Annotated in this window: 23 protein-coding genes; 9 read left to right on the top strand and 14 right to left on the bottom strand. The window is 68.0% G+C overall.

Translation table 11 applies throughout. The annotated features are described in order from the left end of the window. Positions 1–36: 36 nt before the first annotated feature. A complete protein-coding gene (locus tag EV138_RS18010) occupies positions 37–1,758 on the bottom strand; it encodes an AAA family ATPase (RefSeq protein WP_133980043.1) in 1,722 nt (573 codons plus the stop codon). A 79-nt stretch (positions 1,759–1,837) separates the two neighbouring features. Here EV138_RS18010 and EV138_RS18005 point away from each other — a divergent pair, with 79 nt between their 5' ends. Both EV138_RS18005 and EV138_RS18000 read left to right on the top strand, forming a co-directional pair. After that, complete coding sequence (locus EV138_RS18005) at positions 1,838–2,245, top strand: nuclear transport factor 2 family protein (protein ID WP_133980042.1); 408 nt, start codon at positions 1,838–1,840, stop codon at positions 2,243–2,245. A gap of 52 nt (positions 2,246–2,297) precedes the next feature. Continuing rightward, positions 2,298–2,681: a TFIIB-type zinc ribbon-containing protein gene (locus EV138_RS18000; protein ID WP_133980041.1), complete on the top strand. Its 384-nt coding sequence runs from the start codon at positions 2,298–2,300 to the stop codon at positions 2,679–2,681. A gap of 6 nt (positions 2,682–2,687) precedes the next feature. Here EV138_RS18000 and EV138_RS17995 read toward each other — a convergent pair whose 3' ends face one another. Together EV138_RS17995 and EV138_RS17990 are read right to left on the bottom strand one after the other, a co-directional pair. Further along, entirely contained in the window at positions 2,688–3,002 is a 315-nt protein-coding gene (locus tag EV138_RS17995) for a WhiB family transcriptional regulator (protein WP_112245362.1), read from the bottom strand. A 192-nt stretch (positions 3,003–3,194) separates the two neighbouring features. Further along, a complete protein-coding gene (locus EV138_RS17990; protein WP_133980040.1) occupies positions 3,195–5,588 on the bottom strand; it encodes an immune inhibitor A domain-containing protein in 2,394 nt (797 codons plus the stop codon). Positions 5,589–5,818: 230 nt separating this feature from the next. Between EV138_RS17990 and EV138_RS17985 the strand changes: the two genes are divergently transcribed. Then, entirely contained in the window at positions 5,819–6,289 is a 471-nt protein-coding gene (locus EV138_RS17985; RefSeq protein ID WP_133980039.1) for a GNAT family N-acetyltransferase, read from the top strand. On the opposite strand, the gene EV138_RS17980 is transcribed toward EV138_RS17985, so the two are convergent. Further along, complete coding sequence (locus EV138_RS17980; protein WP_133980038.1) at positions 6,286–7,152, bottom strand: NAD-dependent epimerase/dehydratase family protein; 867 nt, start codon at positions 7,150–7,152, stop codon at positions 6,286–6,288. The two genes, EV138_RS17985 and EV138_RS17980, sit on opposite strands and share 4 nt — an antisense overlap. Before the next feature lie 91 nt (positions 7,153–7,243). On the opposite strand from EV138_RS17980, the gene EV138_RS17975 reads away from it, so the two are divergent. Together EV138_RS17975 and EV138_RS17970 are read left to right on the top strand one after the other, a co-directional pair. Further along, positions 7,244–8,299 (top strand): DNA polymerase IV, encoded by a 1,056-nt coding sequence (locus EV138_RS17975; RefSeq protein WP_133980037.1) that lies wholly within the window; start codon positions 7,244–7,246, stop codon positions 8,297–8,299. A gap of 172 nt (positions 8,300–8,471) precedes the next feature. Further along, positions 8,472–9,107: a hypothetical protein gene (locus tag EV138_RS17970; RefSeq protein WP_133980036.1), complete on the top strand. Its 636-nt coding sequence runs from the start codon at positions 8,472–8,474 to the stop codon at positions 9,105–9,107. Between the two features lie 80 nt (positions 9,108–9,187). Here EV138_RS17970 and EV138_RS17965 read toward each other — a convergent pair whose 3' ends face one another. From EV138_RS17965 to EV138_RS17940, 6 genes are all read right to left on the bottom strand, one after another. Further along, on the bottom strand, positions 9,188–10,036 hold the full coding sequence (locus EV138_RS17965) for an amidohydrolase family protein (protein ID WP_133980035.1): 849 nt from the start codon (positions 10,034–10,036) through the stop codon (positions 9,188–9,190). Then, complete coding sequence (locus tag EV138_RS17960) at positions 10,033–11,547, bottom strand: sugar ABC transporter ATP-binding protein (protein ID WP_133980034.1); 1,515 nt, start codon at positions 11,545–11,547, stop codon at positions 10,033–10,035. Before EV138_RS17960 ends, EV138_RS17965 begins: the two co-directional genes overlap by 4 nt. After that, positions 11,544–12,551, bottom strand: coding sequence for an ABC transporter permease (locus EV138_RS17955; protein ID WP_133980033.1), 1,008 nt, complete (start codon positions 12,549–12,551; stop codon positions 11,544–11,546). Before EV138_RS17955 ends, EV138_RS17960 begins: the two co-directional genes overlap by 4 nt. Beyond that, the gene (locus tag EV138_RS17950; RefSeq protein WP_202866756.1) at positions 12,548–13,633 is read right to left on the bottom strand and encodes an ABC transporter permease; all 1,086 of its coding nucleotides are present in this window, start codon (positions 13,631–13,633) and stop codon (positions 12,548–12,550) included. Before EV138_RS17950 ends, EV138_RS17955 begins: the two co-directional genes overlap by 4 nt. After that, positions 13,630–14,730 carry a mandelate racemase/muconate lactonizing enzyme family protein gene (locus EV138_RS17945; RefSeq protein ID WP_238158205.1) on the bottom strand — a complete coding sequence of 367 codons (1,101 nt, stop codon included), beginning with the start codon at positions 14,728–14,730 and terminating at the stop codon, positions 13,630–13,632. The genes EV138_RS17950 and EV138_RS17945 overlap by 4 nt, the downstream gene beginning before the upstream one ends. A gap of 73 nt (positions 14,731–14,803) precedes the next feature. Then, the gene (locus EV138_RS17940; RefSeq protein ID WP_202866755.1) at positions 14,804–15,901 is read right to left on the bottom strand and encodes a sugar ABC transporter substrate-binding protein; all 1,098 of its coding nucleotides are present in this window, start codon (positions 15,899–15,901) and stop codon (positions 14,804–14,806) included. Positions 15,902–16,049: 148 nt separating this feature from the next. On the opposite strand from EV138_RS17940, the gene EV138_RS17935 reads away from it, so the two are divergent. The 4 genes from EV138_RS17935 to EV138_RS17920 are packed head-to-tail and all read left to right on the top strand — an operon-like array spanning position 16,050 to position 18,725. After that, complete coding sequence (locus EV138_RS17935; RefSeq protein WP_166678626.1) at positions 16,050–16,745, top strand: GntR family transcriptional regulator; 696 nt, start codon at positions 16,050–16,052, stop codon at positions 16,743–16,745. Between the two features lie 21 nt (positions 16,746–16,766). After that, a complete protein-coding gene (locus EV138_RS17930) occupies positions 16,767–17,615 on the top strand; it encodes a fumarylacetoacetate hydrolase family protein (protein ID WP_133980031.1) in 849 nt (282 codons plus the stop codon). Positions 17,616–17,650: 35 nt separating this feature from the next. Beyond that, positions 17,651–18,325, top strand: coding sequence for a class I SAM-dependent methyltransferase (locus EV138_RS17925; protein ID WP_238158204.1), 675 nt, complete (start codon positions 17,651–17,653; stop codon positions 18,323–18,325). A gap of 22 nt (positions 18,326–18,347) precedes the next feature. Then, entirely contained in the window at positions 18,348–18,725 is a 378-nt protein-coding gene (locus EV138_RS17920; protein WP_133980030.1) for a VOC family protein, read from the top strand. A gap of 6 nt (positions 18,726–18,731) precedes the next feature. Here the strand turns inward: EV138_RS17920 and EV138_RS17915 are convergent, their stop codons facing one another. The 4 genes from EV138_RS17915 to EV138_RS17900 form a co-directional block, all read right to left on the bottom strand. Further along, positions 18,732–19,112 carry a hypothetical protein gene (locus tag EV138_RS17915; RefSeq protein ID WP_238158203.1) on the bottom strand — a complete coding sequence of 127 codons (381 nt, stop codon included), beginning with the start codon at positions 19,110–19,112 and terminating at the stop codon, positions 18,732–18,734. 136 nt (positions 19,113–19,248) lie between these two features. After that, a complete protein-coding gene (locus tag EV138_RS17910; protein WP_133980029.1) occupies positions 19,249–20,526 on the bottom strand; it encodes an alpha/beta hydrolase in 1,278 nt (425 codons plus the stop codon). 77 nt (positions 20,527–20,603) lie between these two features. Next, positions 20,604–21,158, bottom strand: coding sequence for a histidine phosphatase family protein (locus tag EV138_RS17905; protein WP_133980028.1), 555 nt, complete (start codon positions 21,156–21,158; stop codon positions 20,604–20,606). Beyond that, a complete protein-coding gene (locus tag EV138_RS17900) occupies positions 21,155–21,925 on the bottom strand; it encodes a CbtA family protein (protein WP_133980027.1) in 771 nt (256 codons plus the stop codon). Before EV138_RS17900 ends, EV138_RS17905 begins: the two co-directional genes overlap by 4 nt. Between the last annotated feature and the right edge of the window lie 29 nt (positions 21,926–21,954).

Here is a 21,954-nt window from a genome sequence, read left to right as displayed (position 1 = left end):
GGACCCTCGTCCGGCTGGACGAGGGTCCTCCAAATCTCAGAAGCTGAGGATCTCGCTGCTGGCCGCGGTCAGGTCCGGCGTGGTGATGGTGACCAGGTCCAGGTCGGTCGGGTGACCGGGCGACTGGAACAGCCGCAGGTCGCGGTGCTTCCCGGCCAGTTCCAGCAGCGTCCGGATGAACCTGGCATTGCCGAGTTCGTCGATCCGCCCGTCCGAGCAGACCTGGTCGAGCACGCCGGTCAGCGCGGCCACGCCGTCCTCGGTGAGGTGATCGCCATTGCTGTGCGCCAACCTGACAGCGATCTCGCGCAGCTGGTCCGAGGTGTAGCGGGGGAAGTCGATCCGCGTCGAGAACCGGCTCCGCAGCCCGGGGTTCGCCTCGAGGAACTCCGCCATCGGTTCGGAGTACCCGGCGACGATCACCACCAGCCGGTCGCGGTCGTCCTCCATCCGCTTCAGCAGCGTGTCGATCGCCTCGGGGCCGAAGTCGTTGGTGCTGAGTCCCTTCTTCTTCAGCGCGTAGGCCTCGTCGATGAACAGCACCCCGTCGAGCGCCGAGTCGACCACCTCGTTGGTCTTCGTCGCCGTCTGGCCGATGAAGTTCCCGACCAGGCCGGACCGGTCGGTCTCGATCACGGTGTCCGCGGCGAGCAACCCGAGGGCGCAGTACAGGCGGGCCACGACGCGGGCGACGGTGGTCTTGCCGGTGCCGGGTGGGCCGGCGAAGATCAGGTGGCCGCCGAGCTTGGCCGTGGGCAGTCCTCGTTCGGCGCGCATCAGGCCAGCCCGGACCTGGGCGGCGACCGCCGACACCTGGCGCTTGACGTCCTCCATCCCGACATTGCGATCGAGCTCGTTGAGGATGCCCTGGACCGCACCCCAGTCGGGCTGGCGGTGCAGCGTCGGCCGGGTCGGTTCGCCGCGGCGGACCTGCGGCACAATCGGCCCCGTACTGCGCGGTGCCGGGCGGGTGTCGAGTTTCAGGTCCGAGTCCGCGAGTGCTTCGGCGACCTGGCGGTGCGCGTTGTTGCGTTCGTAGACCCACTCGAACTGGCGGAGCGCGTTCTCCTCGCGACCGGTCCCCCGGTAGACGAAGCCGAGGTAGTACTCCGCGTCGACCTGCACCAGATTGTTGAGATGCTGGCCGGCGGCTTGCCGCAGTACGGTCTCGGCTTCGCTCCACTGCTCGACGGTGGCCAGCGCCATGCCGAGCCGGAGCATCGCCTCGACGCCCAGGTGGCCGTCCGGCGGGACCTGGCGCAACTCGGCGATGGCGACCTCGTACTGCTTGCGGAGCATCGCCACCGCGCTCAGCAGGAAGTGCCGGCGGGTGTCCTCGATGACTTCAGCGACGGCTTTCGCAGTACCGTCGGCGTCCCCCGCCGCGAGCCGGCGGAGCGCCTCCGCGTGCCAGACATGATCCGTCGTCTCCAGGGTGTGGGTGAACCACCAGCCGGCCTGGAAGGTGGAGCTCAGCCGCCGCTTGTCCGCGTCACGCTCTTCACCGAAGCGGGCGAGTCCGGCGACCAACTTGTCGAGTGCGGTGTCGTGGTCGCCCCCGGCCGCGTGGAAACCGAGCCACGCGTCCGTCATCCCCGGGTCGAGTTCCAGCGCCCGGGTGAAAGTGTCGAGCGCGGCCGGCTTGTCCACCGGCTCCGCCTTCTCACCGGTCTTGGCGAAGCCGAGCTGCTTGGCACCGCGTACCCACAACCCCCGAGCCCGCCGCCGCCCCAGCAACCCCGCCGACTGCTCCGCCATGCCACCTTCTCCGCTCCGAGGAAAGACCCCGAGCATCTTCTCATCCGAGAATGTCGACCCGGCGGTCTACGGTCGGCTCATGACCACCGAGCAGACCCGGACCGTCGTCCGGGAGTACTTCGACCGGATGATCGCGCGGGACTGGGAAGCGTTCGGGCAGCTCGTCTCCGACGACGTGGTGTACGAGCTGCCGCAGACCGGGGAGCGGATCACCGGGCGGGACCGGTTCGTCCAGTTCAACCGCGAGTATCCCGGCGACTGGCAGATCACCGTGACGCGGCTGATCGCGGACGGGAGCGCGGCGGCCGGGTCGATGAACTTCACGGTGGGTGACGAGCAACTGGTGGGTCTCGTCTACTTCGAAGTACCGGACGGCGTGATTACCCGGATCACCGACTTCTGGCCCGAGCCCTACGAAGCGCCGCCGGGGCGGGAGCACCTGGTCGAGCTCGGAGCAGTGGGGCTCGACCGGTTGAGGACTCCCTGAGAGTTCACTGAAGGCACGATAAGACGGCGATTTCGTCACCTAGGGTTGCTGGATGGAGACCCTGACCTGCCCCAAGTGCCAAGGCTCGATGCGGACCTACGAGCGCAGCGGCATCACCGTCGACCAGTGCACCGAGTGCCGTGGCATCTTCCTCGACCGGGGTGAGCTGGAGCGGCTCGTCGACGCCGAGGTCGCCTTCAACGCGCCGGCGCCGCAGCAGGCGCGGTACGAAGAGAAGCGGTCCGAGGACAAGCGGTACGGCGACCGCCGGCCGGACGACCGCCGGTACGAGGAGCGCAAGTACGACGATCGCAAGTACGACGATCGCAAGTACGACGATCGCAAGTACGACGGGGACCGGCGCTACGACGACCGGGGCAACCAGCAATACCCACGCAAGAAGAAGAAGTCCTTCTTCGAGGAACTGTTCGACTGAGAGAGCTCAGCGCGAGCGGGCGTGTAAGGCCGGTTCGCGTTCCTCTTCGGTGGTGCCGCCCCAGACGCCGTACATCTCGCCGACCAGCTCGGCATGTCGGCGGCACTCGCGCTGCACCGGGCACGTGCCGCACAGGGACTTCGCGAGCAGTTCACGGGCATGTTTGCGCAGGCCGCGCTCGGATTCGGCGGCGAAGAACAACTCGGGATTGACGTCTTTGCAGGCGGCGTAGTCCTGCCACTCCCAGTTCTCGATGAGTGGGTACGGCAGGCCGTCCGGCGCCTTCGTGACCGCTCCGGCCGGCGGTTTGCGCCGGTTCATGGGCGGGTCCGGAAAAGCTGGGCCATCGACGAACACCTCGGACTGATCGGCGAATCTGCGCGGCTGTTGGCCGAACCGCGGGTTCTTTTCCTGGTACCCGGCAGCAAACGTCCGCACACCGTTCTCACCGACCGTGACGAGGCACGGAAAAGGGCCCGGAGCATGGTGCTCCGGGCCCTTTCGCGCATCAGCTCACTTGCTGATCAGGATCCGCATCGAGGTGCCCTGCTGGGTGACCACCCGGATCTTCACTCCGACATGCGGCACCTTCACGCCGTACGACGGAACGTCGGCCGACCAGAAGTCCTTGCGGTCGTCGAAGACCGGTACCGCGTCGGCGCCGCGGATGTAGTTCTTCTGCCCGTTCACTGTGAGGCTGAACGAGTCCGACTTCTGCAACCCGAAGGTGGAGTCGTAGCTCTGGACCGACGTCTTCCAGAACGCGCCCTTCAGGTTCACCCGCAAGGTCGGGTTCGCGTCGATAGGCAGCCACTGCCCCTCACCGGGGTGCACCGCCGTCTCGTTGTTGTTCTGCGAGGTGTCCCAGTACGAGACGAGCAGGCCGTCCTCGTACGGGTAGTGCTCCACCCAGTCCGGCCGCGGCGTACCGACGAAGCTGTACGGCCCGTATTTGAGGTACTTGTTGAACGAGCTGTACGTGTAGTTCGACGCCAGGTAGAAGTTGTCGTACTCGTTGGTGACCGACTCGCCGGCGGCCTGGAAGCCGGTCGCCGTCCAGCCGTTCGCGCCGTTCTCGGCGCCGTCGTCGACCAGGGTCTGCCCACCGGCGGTGAGCTTGATGTCGTCGGCGAAGAAGCCGAGCCCGTGCGTGGCGGCGTCCGTCGCGTACCGGAACCGCAGGTCGATCGTCTTGCCAGCGAACGCGGACAGGTCGAACTCGGCCGGCTTCCAGCCCTGGCTGTCGCCGTCGATCCCGTTCGCCTCGGCCGCCTTGGTGATGCTGCCCGGGACGGCCTTCCAGCCGGAGCCGTCGTTCACCTCGACGTACGCGTAGTCGCACGGGTCCGGCCCGCAGTCCTCGATCTTCCAGTTCGCCTGGAAGGTCAGCGAGGAACTCCCGGCGGGCAGCGTCACCTTGCGGCTGAGCGTGTTGTTGAGTTTGTCGCCGGTGCCGCTCCACCACGACTTGGCGCCGGTGACCGGCTTGGCCAGCTGGGTGGTGACCTTCTTCTTGGGCAGCACCACGACCACGCCCTGGGCCTTCTTGGTGTTGAACTCGTGCGGGCCGAGGTCGACCGACCGGGTCTGGCCGGCCTTCACCGTCTCGTAGTCGAGCCAGCCGAGCTGCAGCTTGTCCCAGGTGCCCATGTCCTGCGGCTTCAGGCCGATACCGATGTCGCCCTTCGCCCCGGCCCGGTTCTGCGCCATCACGCTCCACCAGTTGACCGGGTTCTGGCTCGGCCGGCCGGAGGTGTCGTAGTGGTCCGGCAGTCCGAGGTCGTGACCGTACTCGTGCGCGAAGACGCTCATCCCGCCGTTCTCCGGCTGGATCGTGTAGTCACCGATCCACAGGCCGGTCGAACCGATCTGGACGCCACCGAGCTTGTTCGCCGACGGGCCGCTGGAGTTGTTCTGGAACGCGTACCAGCGGTGCGACCAGATCGCGTCCTCACCCTGGTGCGGATCGCCGTTGGCCTGGTCGCCACCGGCGTGCACGATCTGGAAGTGGTCGATGTACCCGTCCGGCTCGTTGAAGTCGCCGTCACCGTCGTAGTCGTAGCGGTCCCACTGGTCGTAGGACTTCAGCGTCGCCTTGATCTGGTCGTCGGTCTTGCCGGCCTTCTGCTGATCCGCGACCCACTGGTTCACCGCGTCGGCGATCAGGTTCCAGGTGTTGGAGCAGATGTTGTCGGCGCACGGGGTGCCGTTGCTCCGGCCGTAGCGAGCCTCGTTGTAGGGCACCTTGACCCAGTCCGAGACGGTGCCGTCGACGGAGTAGCGGCCCGAGGACTGCTTCTCGTAGTACGTCTTCACCGAGTCGCCCTTGCCGAAGTACAGGTCCCGGTAGTGCGCCGGGGAGTAGTCGGCCTGCCAGACGGTCGAGTTGTCCTTGGTCCGGTCCGGCGCGGGGATCGCGTTGTGCACCGGTCCGTCGTACGTCGACGGGCCGGCCGTGTTCGGATCGGTGTCCTTGTCGGGGAAGTCCGGGTGTCGCTGGTTGCCGAACTCGGCCAGGATGACGAAGATCTTGTCGGTCTTCTCCCGCGCGAGTTCGACGTACTGGTTCTTGCCGATCCGGGCGCTCTTCAGTTTGCCGCGAGCATCCCGGGCGGCCGGCGCGGCGATCTCCCGGCCGACCTTGACGACCTTGCTGGTACCGCGCTTCTCGATCTTGGCGGCGCCGGTCAGGACATCGGTCATCGCCTCCTGCCGCAGGTCGCGCCGCTTGTCTTCGAGCGCGTTCGGCAGTTCGTCCGGTCCGGCCTTCACGGCCGCGGGCCCGGTCGGCGCGGTGCCGTCGGCGGGTGCCGGACTCGCGACGGACTGGGGCAACTGGCCCAGCCCGGCCACCAGAGCGACACCGAGCACTCCAAGGGCCGTCGTACGTGCGGGCTTCAGGCGCACGGTTCCTCCTCATCGGGTTCCGCCGAGCTCCCCCGGCGCAGCAGCGTCTCCGGCAGGAGGTAGCCGAAGGCAACCATCTACCGGAGACGCTCAGACACTAGGTGAGCACAGGGGGCGACCGGAAGGCTCGTCGCCGCGGGATAACCCTTGAGCAACCCTTCGCGCCGAATCTGCGATCCGATCGCAACAAAACCTCCATGTTGGCCGCGGTCGCGGGTTATCGTCGGCCGATGAGCACCGCACCGCAGATCACCCTGCGCCCGATGACCGAGGACGAGTTCACCAGCTGGCACGAGCGCATCGGCGTCGGCTATGCGGCCGCGATCGGGCCGGCCCGGGCGCTGACCCCGGAGCAAGCACTCGAACAGTCGCACAAGGAAATGCGGCAGTTGCTGCCCGACGGACTGGCGACCGAGGGTCACCTGCTCTGGTCGGCCTGCGCCGCCGACGGAACCTTGGTCGGCGACCTGTGGATCCATGCCCGCAAGCCGGTCCCGTTCATCTACGACATCGAGGTGCGGGAGGACCAGCGCGGGCACGGCTACGGCCGCGCGATCATGCTCGCCGGCGAGGAGGAGTGCCGACAGCGCGGGTTCGACCGGCTCGACCTCAACGTGTTCGGCTACAACACCACGGCGATCTCCCTGTACGACTCCCTCGGCTACGTCGTGATCTCGCAGCAGATGCGCAAGGAGCTCTAGCGTCCTGCCGCGATATCGGCGACGGCGTCCAGGTGCTTGGGCTCCCAGCCGAGTTCCCGCCTGGCCCGGTCGCCGGTGAGTTGCTGATCCAACGCGTAGGCGCCGGCGATCACGCCCATCTGGTCGTACGCCGCTGCGAGGCTGAGGTGCTCCACCTTGCCCGGCACCCCGGCCGCCGTCGCCAGCGCCGGAGCGATAGCGGCGAAGGTCTGGTTCTCGGTCACTCCGACGTACGCCGATCCGGCGGGCGCACCGAGCGCCAGCACGTACAGCTCCGCGATGTCGTCCACGTGCACCAGCGTGACGTGATTCGTACCGTCACCGATCACCCGTACGACGCCTGCCGCGCGCGCCGGCTCGACGAAGAAGTACTCGAGCAACCCGCTCCCCCGGCCGTACACGACGCCGGGCATCACCAGCACCGGGTGCGATCCGGACTCCTTCGATGCGAGCACCCGGGCCTCGTTCTCGAGTCGCCAAGCGGTCACCTGCGGCGGATTCTTCGGCGCGTCCTCGTCGACGACGCCTTCGGTGTCGCCGTAGACCCAGACGCCACCGGTGTGGACATAGGGGCCGCGGTCACCGAGTGCCGCGAGCAGCGCCTCCGCAGCCGCGAGATCGACCTCGGCGCTCCGCTCGCCGGACCAGCCGAGGTGGAGCACGCCTTCCGACGCGGCCGCGGCGTCCCGTAGTACGGGCAGGTCGGTCAGGTCGCCGGTGACGGCCTTGGCGCCGAGGCCGGTGAGAGTCGCGGTGGCCCGGTCGCTGCGGGCCAGGGCGGTCACCTCGTGGCCGTGCCGGACCAGCGCCTCGATCGTTGCCTGGCCGATGTAACCGGATCCTCCGGTCAGAAATACCTTCATGGTTTTCGGTCTCCTTTCGACACCTCCACCCTGGCGCCGGTGACAGCGCGCGGTCCAAGACCTGTTCGGGCGGCTGTGATACCTCTGAGGTATGAGCCGCTGGTGGGTCCTGCACGTGGACATGGACCAGTTCATCGCCGCGGTCGAGGTACGGCGTCGTCCGGAGCTCCGCGGGCTGCCGGTGGTCGTCGGCGGCTCGGGCGATCCGAGTCAGGCGCGGCAGGTGGTCGCGACGGCGTCGTACGAGGCTCGTGCGTTCGGCGTGCATTCGGGGATGCCGCTGAAGGCGGCTGCGCGCAAGTGCCCGCAGGCGGTGTTCCTGCCGACGGACCCCGCGGCGTACGACGCGGCGTCGGCCGAGGTGATGGACACGCTGCGGGAGTTCCCGGTGGTGGTCGAGGTGTGGGGCTGGGACGAGTGTTTCGTCGGTGCTTCGGTCGACGAGCCCGAGCAGCTCGCCTCGCGGTTGCGTGCGGCAGTGCTGGCGCGGACCGGGCTGACCTGCTCGATCGGGATCGGTGACAACAAGGTTCGGGCGAAGCTGGCGACCGGGTTCGCGAAACCGGAGGGGCCGCCGACGCCCGACGATGTCGCGCTCTTCCGGTTGACCGCGGAGAACTGGGCCGAGGTGATGAACCACCGTCCGGTCCGGGAGCTGTGGGGTATCGGGAGCCGGATGTCGGCGAATCTCGCCGAGCTCGGTCTGCAGACCGTGGCCGAGCTGGGGGCCGCCGATCTCGACGTACTGCGGAAGCGGTTCGGGCCGAAGATGGGTTCCTGGTATCTCGCGCTCGGGCGTGGACTGGGCGACACCGAGGTGACCGACGTACCGCGTGAGCCGGTGTCGCGCAGTCATGAGGTGACCTATCCGTCGGATCTGTCGGACCCGGTCGAGATCGCGGACAAGGTGCGGGAGATGGCGCTGACGCTGACGCGCGAGGTGGTCGCCGAGGATCGGTCGGTCCAGCGGGTGCACGTGAAGGTGCGGTTCATCTCGTTCTACACGCCGATCAAGAGCCGCAAGCTGAAGGAGAGTACGCAGGATCCCGAGGTGGTGGCGGCGGCAGCGCTCGACGTCCTGGCGAAGTTCGAGTTCCGCCGTCCGGTGCGTCTGCTCGGGGTACGTGTCGAGTTCACCCGGTCCTGACGGTTTGCGTTGCTTCCAGCAACGACCTCGCCGGGTCCGGAAGAGCCTTTGACGCCGGGTGGAGCCGGAAAGTTGCTGCCGGAATGTGTCGAACTTTCGTTGCGGGCAAGGCATCCAAGCCCACGTAGTCGACCGATTGCGCGAGAGTTCCAAGCCTTGGGGGCAGATCACCATGAAGTTCCACCTCACCCGCACCGCCGGCCTCGCCGCGGCCGTCGCCGTACTCGCCGGTGGGGGGCTCGCGACCGCGGCCGTCGCCGGCACCACCAACCACGCCAACGCCACCGTCGCGAACGCGCAGGCGGCCGTGCCTGCGCTGAAGCCGACTCAACTCAGCTTTGTCGAGAAGAGCTGGGGCGACCCGAAAACCGACGTCGGCGTGATCACGCTGACGCCGAAGGGCTGGACCATGGTGAAGCTGTCGACGTTCGAGGCGAAGTTCACCAGCCCGAACAAGGTGTGGAACGTGCGGATCCACGGCAATGCCGCGGCGACGCCGATGAAGAAGGCGGTCGCCGCGAAGCTCAAGCAGCTCCACGCGGTCAAGGGCTTCAAGCTGATCTCGCAAACGAACGGCAAGGTCAGGGCGACCAGCCCGTACATGGAGGGCGAGACCTACACCTTCACCACCATCGTCTACGGCTACCCCGACGGCGCCCGCGGCACCCGCCTGGTCGCCGAGCGGATCGTCTCCACCTACGCCGACACCCAGGAGTTCGAACTCTCCGCCGGCGGCCGCCCCCAGGACCGCGCCGGCCTGGAGACAGCAGTCAACGCGGCCACCCGCGACTACGTCCGCCTGCCGTAACTGAGCCGGGGGGATCTGCAGCTCGGTCACAGGTCGGGGGGCCGCGACCTGGGGGAGGTCGCGGTACGGGGGGCCTGTGGCTAGAGCTTGTAGGTACGGCGAGCTGTGTCGGCGAAGATGGCGTTCTGCTCCGCGGTGGTTAGGTCGGCTGTGAGGGATTCGGCGGTCTCGACCACCTCGGCGTAGGACGCGGCCAGGAGACAGACCGGCCAGTCGGAGCCGAACATGACTCGGGACGGGCCGAACGCGTCGAGCACGATGTCGACATACGGCTTGAGGTCTGAGACCTTCCAGTCCGTCCAGGAAGCCTCCGTGACCATGCCGGACAGTTTGCAGAACACGTTCGGAAGGGCAGCCAGGGAACGCAGTTCTGTTGCCCAGGGCTCCGGATCGGCACCGATGACCGGCTTCGAGATGTGGTCGACGACGAACGTCAGCTCGGGCAACGCGGCCGCTGTCTCCACCGCAGCCGGCAGGTGCGGCGTCTTCGTCAGCAGGTCGTAAACCAGTCCAGCCTCGGCAACCGCCTTCAAACCCGCCCGTACGTCGTCCCGGCAGAGCCACCGTGGATCTGCCTCGTCGTGCACCTGGTGCCGGATCCCCTTCAGCCACGAGCCGTCCGCGCGTTCCCGCAACTCGGCGAGCGCCCCCACCACCCGCGCCGAGGTGAGATCGACCCAACCGACCACCCCCGCGATCAATTCGTTGCCATCGGCAATCGAAAGCAACTCCGGCGTCTCCGCCGGCACGCCGACGGTCTGCACCACCACCGTCGCGCTCACACCGGCCGCGGCCGCCAGCGGCGCCAGCTCGTCGACCGAGAAGTTCCGCCGGATCGGGTCCAGCTCCGGCCCGACCATCCAGGCCTGCTCACGAACCGACAGATCCCACAGGTGGTGATGCGCGTCAACCCGCCCAGCCACAGTCATGCCGCGGTCGTCCCTTCTGCATGGATGAGCCGGATCACCCGTTGACTCATCGTGTCGTAGTCGTGGTCGTTCGCCACTTCACCCTGGACGCGATGGTCCCGCATCACCACGACGCGGTCGGCCAGCGTGATCATCTCCGGCAGGTCCGAAGTGATCAGCAGGATCGCCAGGCCGTTCGCCGCCAGATCCCAGATCAGGGTGTGGAAGGCGTCCTTGGTCCGTACGTCGATGCCGACGGTCGGCTCGTCGATGATCAGGATCTCCGTCTTCGCCGCCAGCCACTTCGCCAGCGACACCTTCTGCTGGTTCCCGCCCGACAACGTCCCGGTCAGCTGGGCGGGCGAGGCGATCCGGATGCCGAGCTGTTCGACGTACTCCGCGACCATCGCCGCTTCGGCCTTGGCCGGCACATAGCCGAGGACCTTGCGGAGCCGGTCCCAGACGGTCACCGCGATGTTGCGGCTGACCGACTGTTCGAGGAAGACGCCTTCCTCTTTCCGGTTCTCGGTGACATAGCCGATTTTGTGGTTGCGCAGAGCGTCGCGCACATTCCGGATCCGCACCGCTTGCCCGCGCACCCGGACCTCACCGGCCGTGATCCGGTCCAGCCCGAGCAAGGCCTTGGCGAGCTCACTGCGACCAGCACCGACGAGTCCGTAGAGCCCGACGATCTCTCCCGGCCGGACGCTGAGATCCACATCGGCGTGGCCGCTCGCAGTACCGACTCCGGACAGCTCCAGCAGCGGGTCGGCCGCGGGGACGGTTCGCGCCGGGAGCGCGAGCGCCTCGTGCACGCGGCCGACCATGAGGTCGACGACCTGGTCACGAGTCAGGTCCCCCAGTGGACCGGACTCGAGCACCGAGGCGCCGTCGCGCAGTACCGTCACCGTGTCGCAGATCTGGAAGACCTCTTCGAGCTTGTGGCTCACGAAGAGCACCGCGCGGCCGTCGTTCTTCAGCTTCGCCACCACCCGGAACAGGCGCTCGGCCTCGTTCGGCGTGATCGAGGCGGTCGGCTCGTCCAGCAACAGCACCCGGCTCTCCACCGAGAGCGCCTTCGCGATCTCGACCAACTGCGCCTGCGCGACCGACAGCTCGGTCACCGGCTGGTCCGGGTCGAGATCGAGGTCCAGCTCGGCCAGCCAGCGCGCCGCCTCGGTACGAATGGCGCTCCGATCCACCAGGCCTCGCGAGGTCGGCAGCTTCTGCAACAGGATGTTCTCGCCGACCGTGAACCCGGGGATCAGGTTCCGCTCCTGGTGCACCACGCCGATCCCCGCCGACGCCGACTCGTGCGGCGACCCGAACTGCACCTCGGAACCATCGAGCACCAGCCGTCCACCATCCGGCTTGTACAGCCCGGTGATCACCTTGATCAGCGTCGACTTCCCCGCACCGTTCTCACCGAGCAGTGCGTGCACCGACCCGGCTTCCAGCTTCAGCGTCACCCCATCGAGCGCGCGCACGCCGGGGAACAGCTTGTCGACCTTGTCTGCCAGGAACAGCGTCATGACACACCTCCGGCAACCGCCGCGTCCGGCGCTTTCAAGACCGTACGGCGTTCCTGCCTGCGACTCCGCAGTTGCCCGAGCACCACCGATCCGAGCACCACCGCACCGACCACGAAGTTCACCCAGCTGGGCTCGAGGGAGAACTCCGCGCGGGCCGTGTCGACGAAGCGCACGATGAAAGCGGCCAGCACGGTGCCAAGGACGACGGCAGATCCACCGGTGAGCAAGGCACCCCCGATGATCGGGGCGGCGAAGCTCGGCAGCAGCCAGTCCCCACCGATGCTCTTGTTGACTCCCGGCGAGGACGCGACCGTCAGGATCGCGGCCACACCGAGGATCGCGCCGGACAGGGTGTGCGCGATGATCACGGATCGGTCGTTCGAGATCCCGGAAAGCCTTGCGGCGATGGGATTCCCGCCCGATGCGAGCAACTGCCGGCCCGGCACCGTACGCCGGAGCATCACCGCGAGCAGAGCCGCGACGACGAGAGCGACCAGGAAGATCAACGGCAGCACTCCGAACACGGCGTGCGAGCCGAAGCTCTTCACACTCTGCGGGTAGTCGTCGACCGTGCGGGTGCCGACCACGCGGTACTGAACGCCGAGCAGGACTGTCATCGTCGCGAGCGTGACGATGAATCCGTTGATCCGGGTCAGGACGACGAGCAGCCCGTTCACCAACCCGGCGACCGTGGCCAGCAGGAAGCCGATCAGCAGCGCTACGAAAACAGGCACTCCGTGCTCGGCCATCAGCACGCCCATGGAGACCGCGGCGAATCCACCGATCGCGCCGACGGCCAGGTTGAGTTGTCCCACCGCCAGAACCACCATCTGAGCCAACCCGATCAGGACCGGCACCGCCAGGAACTGCAGCAGCACTCGCAAGGAATTCGCAGCGAGCAGGTCACCGTCGGAGGCGATCACCAGCCCGACGAAGAACACCACGCAGATCACCAGCAAGGTCATCTCGGTGGTCCGGGCGAATCGCACAGCGAACCGTTTCATCGTTTTCGCACCCCCTGCCGGTCGGACAGCACCGTTCGGATCCGGTCGGTGGACAACGCGACCAGGAGGATCAGGCCCAGATAGATGTTCAGACTCTCCAGCCCGACGCCGAGCAGGTCGAGACCCTTGCGGATCACCGACGTCAGCGCGGTCCCGAGCAGGGTGCCCCAGACCGAGATGAAGCCACCGGCCAGCAAAGTGCCGCCCAGGATCGGGCCGAGGAACGACGGCAGCATGAACTCCTCACCAATGGTCGCCTTGATCGAGCCGGTGCTGACGGCCAGCATGAAACCGGCCAGCGCGGCCAGACAGCCGGACATCGCGTGCGCCGTGATCACGCGCCGGGCGGTCGGGATACCGGACAACTCGGCGGCCTTCACCGACGTGCCCGTCATCAACAACTCCCGGCCGAGCTTGGTCCGGCTGTAGATCCAGCCGACCACGGCCATCGCGATCACCGCGAAAAGGGTCAGCTGCGGTACTGCCGGCGACCCGCAGACGTTGCCGATGCAGACGTCCCCCAGCGAGTAGTTGCGCAGTTCACGCATTCCGGGAGGCTTCGTCACGAAGGCCGCGTTATCGGTCAGCGCCGTGTAGACCAGCGGGATCAGGCCGAGCAGCAGGAAGTCCAGGGCGAGCGTGACGACGAAGGAGTTCACGCCGGTCCGTGCGATCACCCAGCCGGCGAGCGCACCGATCGCCGCCCCGGCGACGAGGCCGACCAGCAACCCGGCGTACAGGCTGAAGTGCCACAGGTCGTACGAGATGCCGGTGATCATCATCGAGAAGGCGGCCATCCGGCCGACCGCGAGGTTCATGTGGCCGATCGACAGCACACACAGCTGAGCCAGCCCGACGACGGTGAACATCGCGATGTCGCGCAGCAGGGGGAAGACCACCAACTGCTGGTTGAAGAAGGCTGGTCGCAGTACGCCGAACAGGGCCGACAGGGCGACCACCAGGATCAGCAGGCCGATCCGCTGGTTCGCCCACCAAGGTGTCCGGCCGCCCTGTGGTGCCTCGACCGGGGCGTCCGGCTCCTGCAGCGCCGCGGTCGCGGTCTCGGAGACAGGCGCGCTCATGAGACCCGCCGGTTGTCGATGGCATCGCGGTCCCAGTCGATGCCGAGGCCGGGCTCGTCCGGCGCGACCGCGTGCCCGTCGACGATCTCCATCTCGGTGCGCGTGATCGCGCGCAACTGCGGGATGTGCTCGACGTACCGGCCGTTCGGTACGGCGGCGGTCAGGCTGACGTGGAGTTCCATCAGGAAGTGCGGGCAGACCTGGAGGTTGAAGGTCTCGGCCAGATGGGCGACCTTCAGCCACGGGGTGATGCCGCCGACCCGGGCCACGTCGACCTGGACGATCCCGGCCGCACCGGACGCGACGTACTCGCGGAACTGCGAGATCGAGTACAGCGATTCACCGACCGCGATCGGGATCGACGTCGACTCGGCCAGCCGGACATGGCCGGTCAGATCGTCGGCCGGCAGCGGCTCCTCGAACCAGGTCAGGTCGATCGGTTCGAAAGCACGCGCCCGCCGCTTGGCCTCGGCATACGTCATCGACTGATTGGCATCGACCATGATGTCCAGCGAAGGCCCGACAGCATCCCGTACTGCGGTCAGTCGCTCGACGTCCTCGTGCACGCGGGGCTTGCCGACCTTCAGCTTCACGCCGGGCCAGCCGGTTTTCTGCGACGCGAGCGCGCCCGCCACCAGCTGATCCGTTGTCAGGTGCAACCAACCGCCCTCGGTGTCGTACAGCGGCACGTTCCGGCGATAGCCACCGGCCAGTCGCCACAGGGGCTCCCCGGCTCGCAGGCAGCGCAAGTCCCACAGGGCGGTGTCGACCGCGGCCAGCGCCAGCGAGGTGATGGCACCGACCGTGGTCGCCCGAGTGGAGGCGAACAGGTCGAACCAGATCGCCTCGATGTTGCGGGCGTCCGCGCCGACCAGGCGCGGCAGCAGGTGATCGCGCAGCATCGCCAGTACTGCGCTGCCGCCGGTCCCGATCGTGTACGAGTAGCCGAGTCCGGTCAGTCCCTCGGTGGTCTCCAGTTCGACGAAAACCGTTTCCTGCTTGAGGAACGCCTGGACCGCGTCGGTCCGGACGGTCTCGACCTCCAGGTCGACCAGGGAGGCCTCGGCTCGGGTGATGGTTGTCTTGGGCAAGCTCATCGGTCCGTTCATCAGCCTAAAGAACGAGGGAAGGAAAGCGAGGTGTGTGGCGGCAGGCGGGGTCGGCCGCGATCTACTGGCAGCTCAGCTGCGCGGCGAACTCCTTCTGCAGCTCGACCGTCTTCGCCTTCCGCTCGGTGTCGTAGCTGTCGACGTTGGCCTTGGTGACGATGAAGGAGCCGGAGTCGACGGTCACGCCAGGGGTCTTCATCGTGCACTGCTTGGAACCGAGCAGCGCGAGCAGCCAGCCACCGACGTACGCCTGGCCGACCGGGTTCTGCGCCACCGTGGCGGCCACGCCGCCGCTCTTGATGCCGGCCAGGATCTTGGCGTCGTCGTCGATCGCGACCACCTTGATCGGCAGTTTGCTGCTGGCGACGCCGTCGGCCGCGGCGACGGCCGGGTTGTAGGCGGTGGTGACGATGCCCTTGATGTCCTTCCCCTTCGACGCGAGCAGGTCGGCGACCGCCTTCTGCGCGGTCTGCAGGTCCTCGTCGATGTCGGTGATCACGGACAGCTCGGTCACCTTGCCGTTGGTCTCGGCGATCGCCTTGCGGACACCGGCGATCCGGCGCTGGGTGTTGGAGTCGACGTTGTTACCGGTCAGGTGGACCAGGCCGCCCTCGCCGCCCATCGCCTCGATCGCCGCCTTGGCCGCCTTGTACGCCGCTGCCTCGACATCCGTGGACAGGCAGAAGTCGGCCGAGTTGGTGTCACCGGCCGGACAGGACGCGAGCGATCCGACCGCGAACCCCTTCGCCTTCAGGTCCTCGAAGGTGGAGTTGATGTCGGTCGGCGACACGCCGAAGATGCCGAACGCGTTGTAGCCCTGGGCGGCCAGCGAGTTGAGCACGTTGTTCTGCTTGCCCTGGTCCCACTCGCCGGTCTCGTTGAAGGTGGCGTCGGCCAGCTTGAACTCGGTCTTGTCCTGCGCGGCGGTCGTCTTCCACGGCTGGAAATAGGGGTGCGCGCCACCCGGGACCAGCGCCAGCTTCACCTTGGAGCCGTCCTTCAGGGTCACCGGCCCGGTCGAAGTACCGGTCGAGGCGTCGTCACCGCTCGTACCACCGGCGTTGTCACCCGAGTTCTTGGTGCTGCAGCCTGTTGCGACCAGCGCAACGAGGGCCAGGCCGACGGCGGTCCTGCGGTACAGCGACGATGGGGTGCTCATGGGCCCGACTCCTCAAAGATCCTATAGGATATTGCGTAGCTGATGGTGCCGCTTCACACTGGTGCCGTCAAGGGTTGCGCGGGCAACGACTGTGTATACCCGCAAAACTGGGAGTCGGGCAGAATGAGGGGCTTCGGGAGGAGCGACTGTGACAGATGCTCATGTGGGTCTGGCGGGGCAGCTCAGCCGCCTGCCCCAACGCCAGGTGCTGAGTGACGACGTCTACGAGACGGTCAAGGGCCTGATCATGGACAGCGTGGTCGAGCCGGGGACCCGGCTGAACATCGACGCGCTGACCCGGGAGCTGGGCATCTCGCAGACTCCCATCCGCGAGTCGCTGGCCAGGCTGGAGTCCGACGGGCTGGTGATCAAGGAACCGCTGCGCGGGTACCGCGTGTCCTCGCGGCTGACCCGGGCGGAGTTCGAGGACCTCTTCGAGTACCGGTTGGTCATCGAGCCGTGGGCAGCGGCCCGCGCCGCCGAGCGGGCCGGGGCGGACGACCTGGCCCGCCTGAAGAACGAGATGCTCAGCTACACCGACGTACCGGACCGTCCCGACTACGACAGCTACAAGGCGATGGCCGCGCACGACCAGCGCTTCCACGACCTGGTGCTGGAGCTCTCCGGCAACGACACCGCCCGGCAGTCCTTCGCCCGCACCCACTGCCACCTGCACCTGTTCCGGCTGTACTACGGCGGCGGGATCGCCACCAAGGCGCTCCGCGAGCACAAGACGGTCGTCGCGGCGGTCCGCAAGGGCGAGCCGAGCGAAGCGGCCGCGGCGATGCGGTCGCACATCGAAGCCTCACGGGCGCGCCTGCGTCCCGTGTTCGACAAAGAGTGAAGATTCCCTAGGGAGAAGTCTGTGGAACTGCTGCGCCTCGGCGCGGTCGGTGAGGAGCGCCCGTACGTGCGCGACGCCGATGGCACCGTCTACGACCTGAGCTCCGTCACCGCCGAGATCGACGGCGCCTTCCTCGCCTCGGACGGCATCGCCCGCGTTCGGGCAGCCCTGGCGGACGGCTCGCTGTCACCGGCGTCCGTCGACGGCCTGCGGATCGGCGCCCCGATCGCGAAGCCGGCCGCGGTGGTCTGCATCGGCCAGAACTACGCGGCCCACGCCGCCGAGTCCGGCTCCGAGCCGCCGGCCAACCCGATCGTCTTCTTCAAGCACCCGAACACGGTCGTCGGCCCGTACGACGAAGTCCTGGTTCCGCGCGGGAGCACCAAGACCGACTGGGAGGTCGAGCTCGCCGTCGTGATCGGCAAGACCGCCCGGTACGTCGAGACCGATGAGGAGGCGCTCGCCTGCATCGCGGGGTACACGGTCTCCAACGACGTGTCCGAGCGCGCCTTCCAGCTCGAGGTGTCGGGCGGCCAGTGGTCCAAGGGCAAGTGCTGCGAGACCTTCAACCCGCTCGGTCCTTCTCTGGTCCCGGCCGACGAGGTGGACCCGTTCAACCTCGGCCTCAGGTCGTGGGTCAACGGTGAGATCCGGCAGGACTCCAACACCCGCGACATGATCTTCTCGGTCGCGGCGCTGATCCGCGACCTGTCGCAGTACATGACGCTGGATCCGGGCGACCTGCTCAACACCGGTACGCCGGAAGGTGTCGCCCTGTCGGGCCGGTTCCCGTACCTGTCGCCGGGCGACGTCGTCGAGTGCGAGATCGACGGCCTCGGCAGGCAGAAGCAGGCTCTCGGCAAAGCTTAGAAAAACTGTCCGAGCCGGGCTCTACTCTCGGCCGGGTGACTATCTCCTCCGGCAACATCGCAGCTGTGGACGACACCTATATGGATGGCGTCCGGGTCTCCTACGACACCGTCGCCGCTGACTACGCGAAACTCGTCGTCAGCGGCGGTCCGTCGGAGGTCCCGCTGCTGACGTACTTCGGCTCGCTGGTCGGCGCGGGTGGCGAGGTGCTCGACGTCGGCTGCGGACCCGGGCGGGTGACCGCGCTGCTGCGGTCGCTCGGGCTGTCCGCCTTCGGCATCGACCTGTCGCCGGGCATGGTCGAGGTCGCCCGCCGGGACTTCCCGGGAGTGCGCTTCGAGGTTGGCTCGATGACGGCCCTCGACCTTCCGGACGACAAGCTCGGCGGCATCGTCTCCTGGTGGTCCACCGTCCATCTCCCGGCGGATGAGCTGGCGACGGCCTTCGCCGAGTTCCACCGCGTGCTGAGACCAGGCGGCCAACTGCTCGTCGGCTTCCACGTCGGCACCGGAAGCACCCACAAGACCTCGGGCTACGGCGGCCATCCGATGTCACTGGACGTCTACCGCCGTACGCCGGACGAGCTCTCAGCCGTCGGCACCGCCGCCGGCTTCACCGTCCACTCCAGCTTCGTCACCGCTCTGGACAGCGAACGTCAGGGTGCCTGCCTGTTCTTCGCCAAGCCGGACAATTCGGTGGCGGAAAGCTGACCATCTACAGGAAGCTCAGCGGATGACATCCAAAGTACGCACTGTCACGTTCGACGCCCGCGATCCTTACCAGCTGGCCGGTTTCTGGCTCCAGGTGTTCGGGGTCGACCGGCCCGACGACGACCACCCGGGCGATCCGTACGCCGCGGTCGTGACGGACTCGGTGACGCTGCTGTTCGAGCAGAACAACGACACCAAGGCCGCGAAGAACCGCGTCCATCTCGACCTCGAACCCGACGGCACCCGCGACGAGGAGGTCGAACGCCTGCTCGCCCTCGGCGCCACCATCGCCCACGACCACCGCGAGCCCGACGGCACCGGCTTCGTCGTCATGCTCGACCCCGAGGCGCACGAGTTCTGCGTCCTCCGCAGCGCCGCCGAACGCGCCGCAACCAGCTAGTCGGTCCTAGCCGATCGCCGGGGTGTCGCCGCTGAAGGTGATGCGCCAGTCGGTGGGCCAGGCGTGAACGGCGATCTCGTAGCCGTCGCGAGACGCCGAGACGCGGTGATGCCCGTCCTCCGGCGCTGCGATCGAGGCCGTCCAGCCGCGAGCGGTGAGGATGGCGGCTGCGGTGGAGACGGCCGCTTCCGGATCCGGCACGGCGGCCGGCTCACCCGTCTCGACAGTGATCGAGCAAATAGTCGCCGGCGCGCGCCCGTCGAACAGCGCACCGGGATTAACGGGCCCGGGGTCGTGAGTGACAACAGGAGTCTGCCCCGGCACGACCGCCGCCGCCACCGCCAGCAACTCCGCCCGCAAAACCTCACGCGCTTCCGTCAGCGTCATCGGCCCTGCCCCTCGCTACGACGGACAGCACCGGCAACAACCGGCCCGGGGTCGTGCGTGACGACAGGAGCCCGACCCGGCACGACCGCCGCCGCCAACAACTCCGCCCGCAAGACCTCACGCGCTTCCGATAGCGTCATCGGCCTCGCCCCTCGCTACGACGAGCCGCGCCAGGGGCGACCGTCCCAGACGCAGCTCGCCCCGGGCGGCTCCCGTCGGCGGCTGCTCGAGCTGGGCGGCTGCCGTCTGTCGCGACCCCGGCGGCTGGGTTGCGGGGGCGTTTGGTGAGGGACACGACTCCGTCATACACCTTGCTGGCGACTGCGGCTGCGTTGTTCAACGGGTCGGCCCAGGAGATGCCGAGTGCGAGCTTCGACTCTTGCGCGCGCGTGGTGTCGGTGGTGGTGATGTGCGCGAGGTCGCCGCGCACCACTCGGCCGATGTTCCGAAGCGCCTCGCTGTTCTGCCGGTAGTACTCGTTGTGCCAGTGCACCGAGACCGTCTCGTCGTTCGTCGCCATCCGGATCGCGTCCGGGAAGGTCGCCGGGTCCGGCCCGTGCCACTCGCTGTAGGACACGTAGTCACCAGGCGCGCGCTCGACGTACAGTCTGGTCGGGGGAGGCACGAAGTCCGAAGCCTGGTTGACGAATTTGGTGATTCCCGGGCTACCGGTGAGCACCACCCGATCCACCCGGACACCTTGCAGCATCCCCTGACCGACCACATCGCTACCGTAGCTGTGCCCGACCAGCGTGACACTTGCCTCCGGCAACCTCTCCGTCTCGAGGCCGGCCATGAACCGCCGCAGCGCCGGGCCGGCCTCGATCGCCGCCCGCTTGCTCGCCGCCTCCCGCAGCCCTTGTGGCGAGTCGTAATCGAGCCACAGCACCGCGGCCGTCCCGGGTCCGGCCTCGTGCCGGATCAGCTCGGCCCGATCCACCTGCCCACGCAGCGTTTCCAGGCTGTTCCCCATCCCGGGAACCAGTACGGCGATGTTGCGAGCCCGATCGAGCTGCCCCAGCACCTCGACCGCGCGCCCCCGCCCGTCCGGTTCGACCGCGAGGAACTGACGATCCCGAAGCACCTTCACAACGTTGCCGGAGGCATCTGCCTCGGTCTGCGCGACCGGCGTCAGCAGCTCGTCGAGCGTCTCCAGTCGCTTCCGCTCATGCTCCCCGAGCGAACCCGCCGCGCGCAGCCGGTCCCGAGCCGCGACCAGCCGCAGGTGGTTCGCGCGGTACCGAAGCGCAGCCGGCGCCCCGTCGAGCGAGCCGACCTCGTCCGGCCGCTGCTCCGCGAGCCGCAACCCATCGCCGGGCGCGAGCGAATCGAAGTACGAACGCACCTCGTACGCCGCTACTTCGGCGGGCAGCTCCTGCACCCGCCGGACCAGCAGCTCGAACTCGTCCGCCATCGCGACTCCCCGTCAGCATCCGGTGACCCAAGGGTCCCCGCAGTCTGACATCGGAACTCTCTGACGGGAAGCCCCGATTATCCGAAGACGAGTGACCAGGACCCGACGTGGGCGGACAACCGGATCACCGAAAGCGGCCGCACGTCGACGTGCCGGAGCGATTCCACCGGCGCGTCGAGCACATACAGCACAGCAGCCCGTACGACGGCCGGGTGCACCACCGCGACCACGTTCCGGCGGTCGTCAGTTCCAGCCCCGGCCAGGTCGCCCAGCCAGTCCGCGACCCGGGTGAGTACGTCGTTCGCACTCTCACCACCAGGCGGCGCGGTGTGCGGGTGCTCCAGCCAGCCTGCGACTTGCTGGGGCTCCGCGGTCAGCAGCTCCTCCAGACTCCGCCCGGCCCAGTCGCCGTACTCGCGATCGCGTAGCGCCAGCTCGACCCGCGCAGTCAGGCCGAGCGCCTCCGCAGTCTTCACCGCAGCGGGTTCCGGCCCGGCGTACGCCTCGTCGGCCTCCAGCTTCAGCTCGCGAGCCGCTGCGAGACCGGCCGCGTCCGGTTCGGCAGGGCCACCGAGGACGAGTCCTCGCAGCGCCGGGGTGAGCGTATGTGCGACCAGAGTCAACGTGGTCAAGCGGCAACCACCTTCGACGAAGCGGCCACCGGAGTACGGCGGTCGATCGCCGCGGCGTACCCGATGCCGAGCAGCGTCCACAACACCGTCTGGGTCCCGAGCGAGGCGAGCCGGAACTGCCAGAGCAGCGTCGCAGGGAAGGTGCCGGGCACCTCGTTGATCTTCGGCAGGATCAGATAGGCCACGACGACAGTCAACACCAGGGCGGCGCCGCCACCGGCCAACCGAATCCACGGCAGGTCGCCGAACCGCTGCACCCAGCGGGACGCCGCGACCCCGGCCCAGACTGCGAGCAGACCGATCACCAGTGTGAGCAGGTACGTCACCGTTCGCTGGGTGATCGTGTCGGGATCGCCGACCGCCGGTGGGTTCGGCGGGTACTTGAAGAACGGCACGAGCACAATGCCGACGTACCCAGCGGCGGCCAGCCCGAGGGCGGCGTACGAGTCGCTGCTGGTCCGCAGCCGACGGCGCAGCAGGGTGAAGCCGACAGCGAAGATGCCGCCGAGCGCTACGCCGTACAGGGAGGCGGCGAGGAAGAGCCCGAAGCGCTGGCCGTCCCGGCTGACGAGGGGTTCCTCCTCGGCCGCGTGCTCGTGGTGACCCGAGCCGGCGTCGTGGGAGTGCGCGGACGCGTTGGCCTCTTCGATCGCGATCGCCGAGTCGATCCGCGGCTCACCTGTGACGAAGGCGAAGGTTCCGGCCAGCAGGCCGGCGAGGAGTCCGACGATCAGTCCGCGCACCAGAAGAGAGCCGAAGGTACGCATGGCAGACCTGTCTTTCCGAAGGCCCTGGT

Origin of the sequence: Kribbella voronezhensis, from assembly GCF_004365175.1 — a bacterium.
Lineage (GTDB): Bacteria > Actinomycetota > Actinomycetes > Propionibacteriales > Kribbellaceae > Kribbella > Kribbella voronezhensis.
Note: the sequence above shows the minus strand (reverse complement) of the source record. Positions and strands in the feature narration are given on the sequence as shown.

Excerpts from the sequence above, each read along its gene's own strand:
- EV138_RS17970 (WP_133980036.1), top strand. The coding sequence starts at position 8,472 with ATGAAGTTCCACCTCACCCGCACCGCCGGCCTCGCCGCGGCCGTCGCC.
- EV138_RS17920 (WP_133980030.1), top strand. The coding sequence starts at position 18,348 with ATGACATCCAAAGTACGCACTGTCACGTTCGACGCCCGCGATCCTTAC.
- EV138_RS17995 (WP_112245362.1), bottom strand. The coding sequence starts at position 3,002 with ATGAACCGGCGCAAACCGCCGGCCGGAGCGGTCACGAAGGCGCCGGAC.
- EV138_RS17985 (WP_133980039.1), top strand. The coding sequence starts at position 5,819 with ATGAGCACCGCACCGCAGATCACCCTGCGCCCGATGACCGAGGACGAG.
- EV138_RS17950 (WP_202866756.1), bottom strand. The coding sequence starts at position 13,633 with ATGAGCGCGCCTGTCTCCGAGACCGCGACCGCGGCGCTGCAGGAGCCG.
- EV138_RS18000 (WP_133980041.1), top strand. The coding sequence starts at position 2,298 with ATGGAGACCCTGACCTGCCCCAAGTGCCAAGGCTCGATGCGGACCTAC.
- EV138_RS17960 (WP_133980034.1), bottom strand. The coding sequence starts at position 11,547 with ATGACGCTGTTCCTGGCAGACAAGGTCGACAAGCTGTTCCCCGGCGTG.
- EV138_RS17955 (WP_133980033.1), bottom strand. The coding sequence starts at position 12,551 with ATGAAACGGTTCGCTGTGCGATTCGCCCGGACCACCGAGATGACCTTG.
- EV138_RS18010 (WP_133980043.1), bottom strand. The coding sequence starts at position 1,758 with ATGGCGGAGCAGTCGGCGGGGTTGCTGGGGCGGCGGCGGGCTCGGGGG.
- EV138_RS17975 (WP_133980037.1), top strand. The coding sequence starts at position 7,244 with ATGAGCCGCTGGTGGGTCCTGCACGTGGACATGGACCAGTTCATCGCC.
- EV138_RS17940 (WP_202866755.1), bottom strand. The coding sequence starts at position 15,901 with ATGAGCACCCCATCGTCGCTGTACCGCAGGACCGCCGTCGGCCTGGCC.
- EV138_RS17945 (WP_238158205.1), bottom strand. The coding sequence starts at position 14,730 with ATGAGCTTGCCCAAGACAACCATCACCCGAGCCGAGGCCTCCCTGGTC.
- EV138_RS17980 (WP_133980038.1), bottom strand. The coding sequence starts at position 7,152 with ATGAAGGTATTTCTGACCGGAGGATCCGGTTACATCGGCCAGGCAACG.
- EV138_RS17910 (WP_133980029.1), bottom strand. The coding sequence starts at position 20,526 with ATGGCGGACGAGTTCGAGCTGCTGGTCCGGCGGGTGCAGGAGCTGCCC.
- EV138_RS17915 (WP_238158203.1), bottom strand. The coding sequence starts at position 19,112 with ATGACGCTGACGGAAGCGCGTGAGGTTTTGCGGGCGGAGTTGCTGGCG.
- EV138_RS17965 (WP_133980035.1), bottom strand. The coding sequence starts at position 10,036 with ATGACTGTGGCTGGGCGGGTTGACGCGCATCACCACCTGTGGGATCTG.
- EV138_RS18005 (WP_133980042.1), top strand. The coding sequence starts at position 1,838 with ATGACCACCGAGCAGACCCGGACCGTCGTCCGGGAGTACTTCGACCGG.
- EV138_RS17900 (WP_133980027.1), bottom strand. The coding sequence starts at position 21,925 with ATGCGTACCTTCGGCTCTCTTCTGGTGCGCGGACTGATCGTCGGACTC.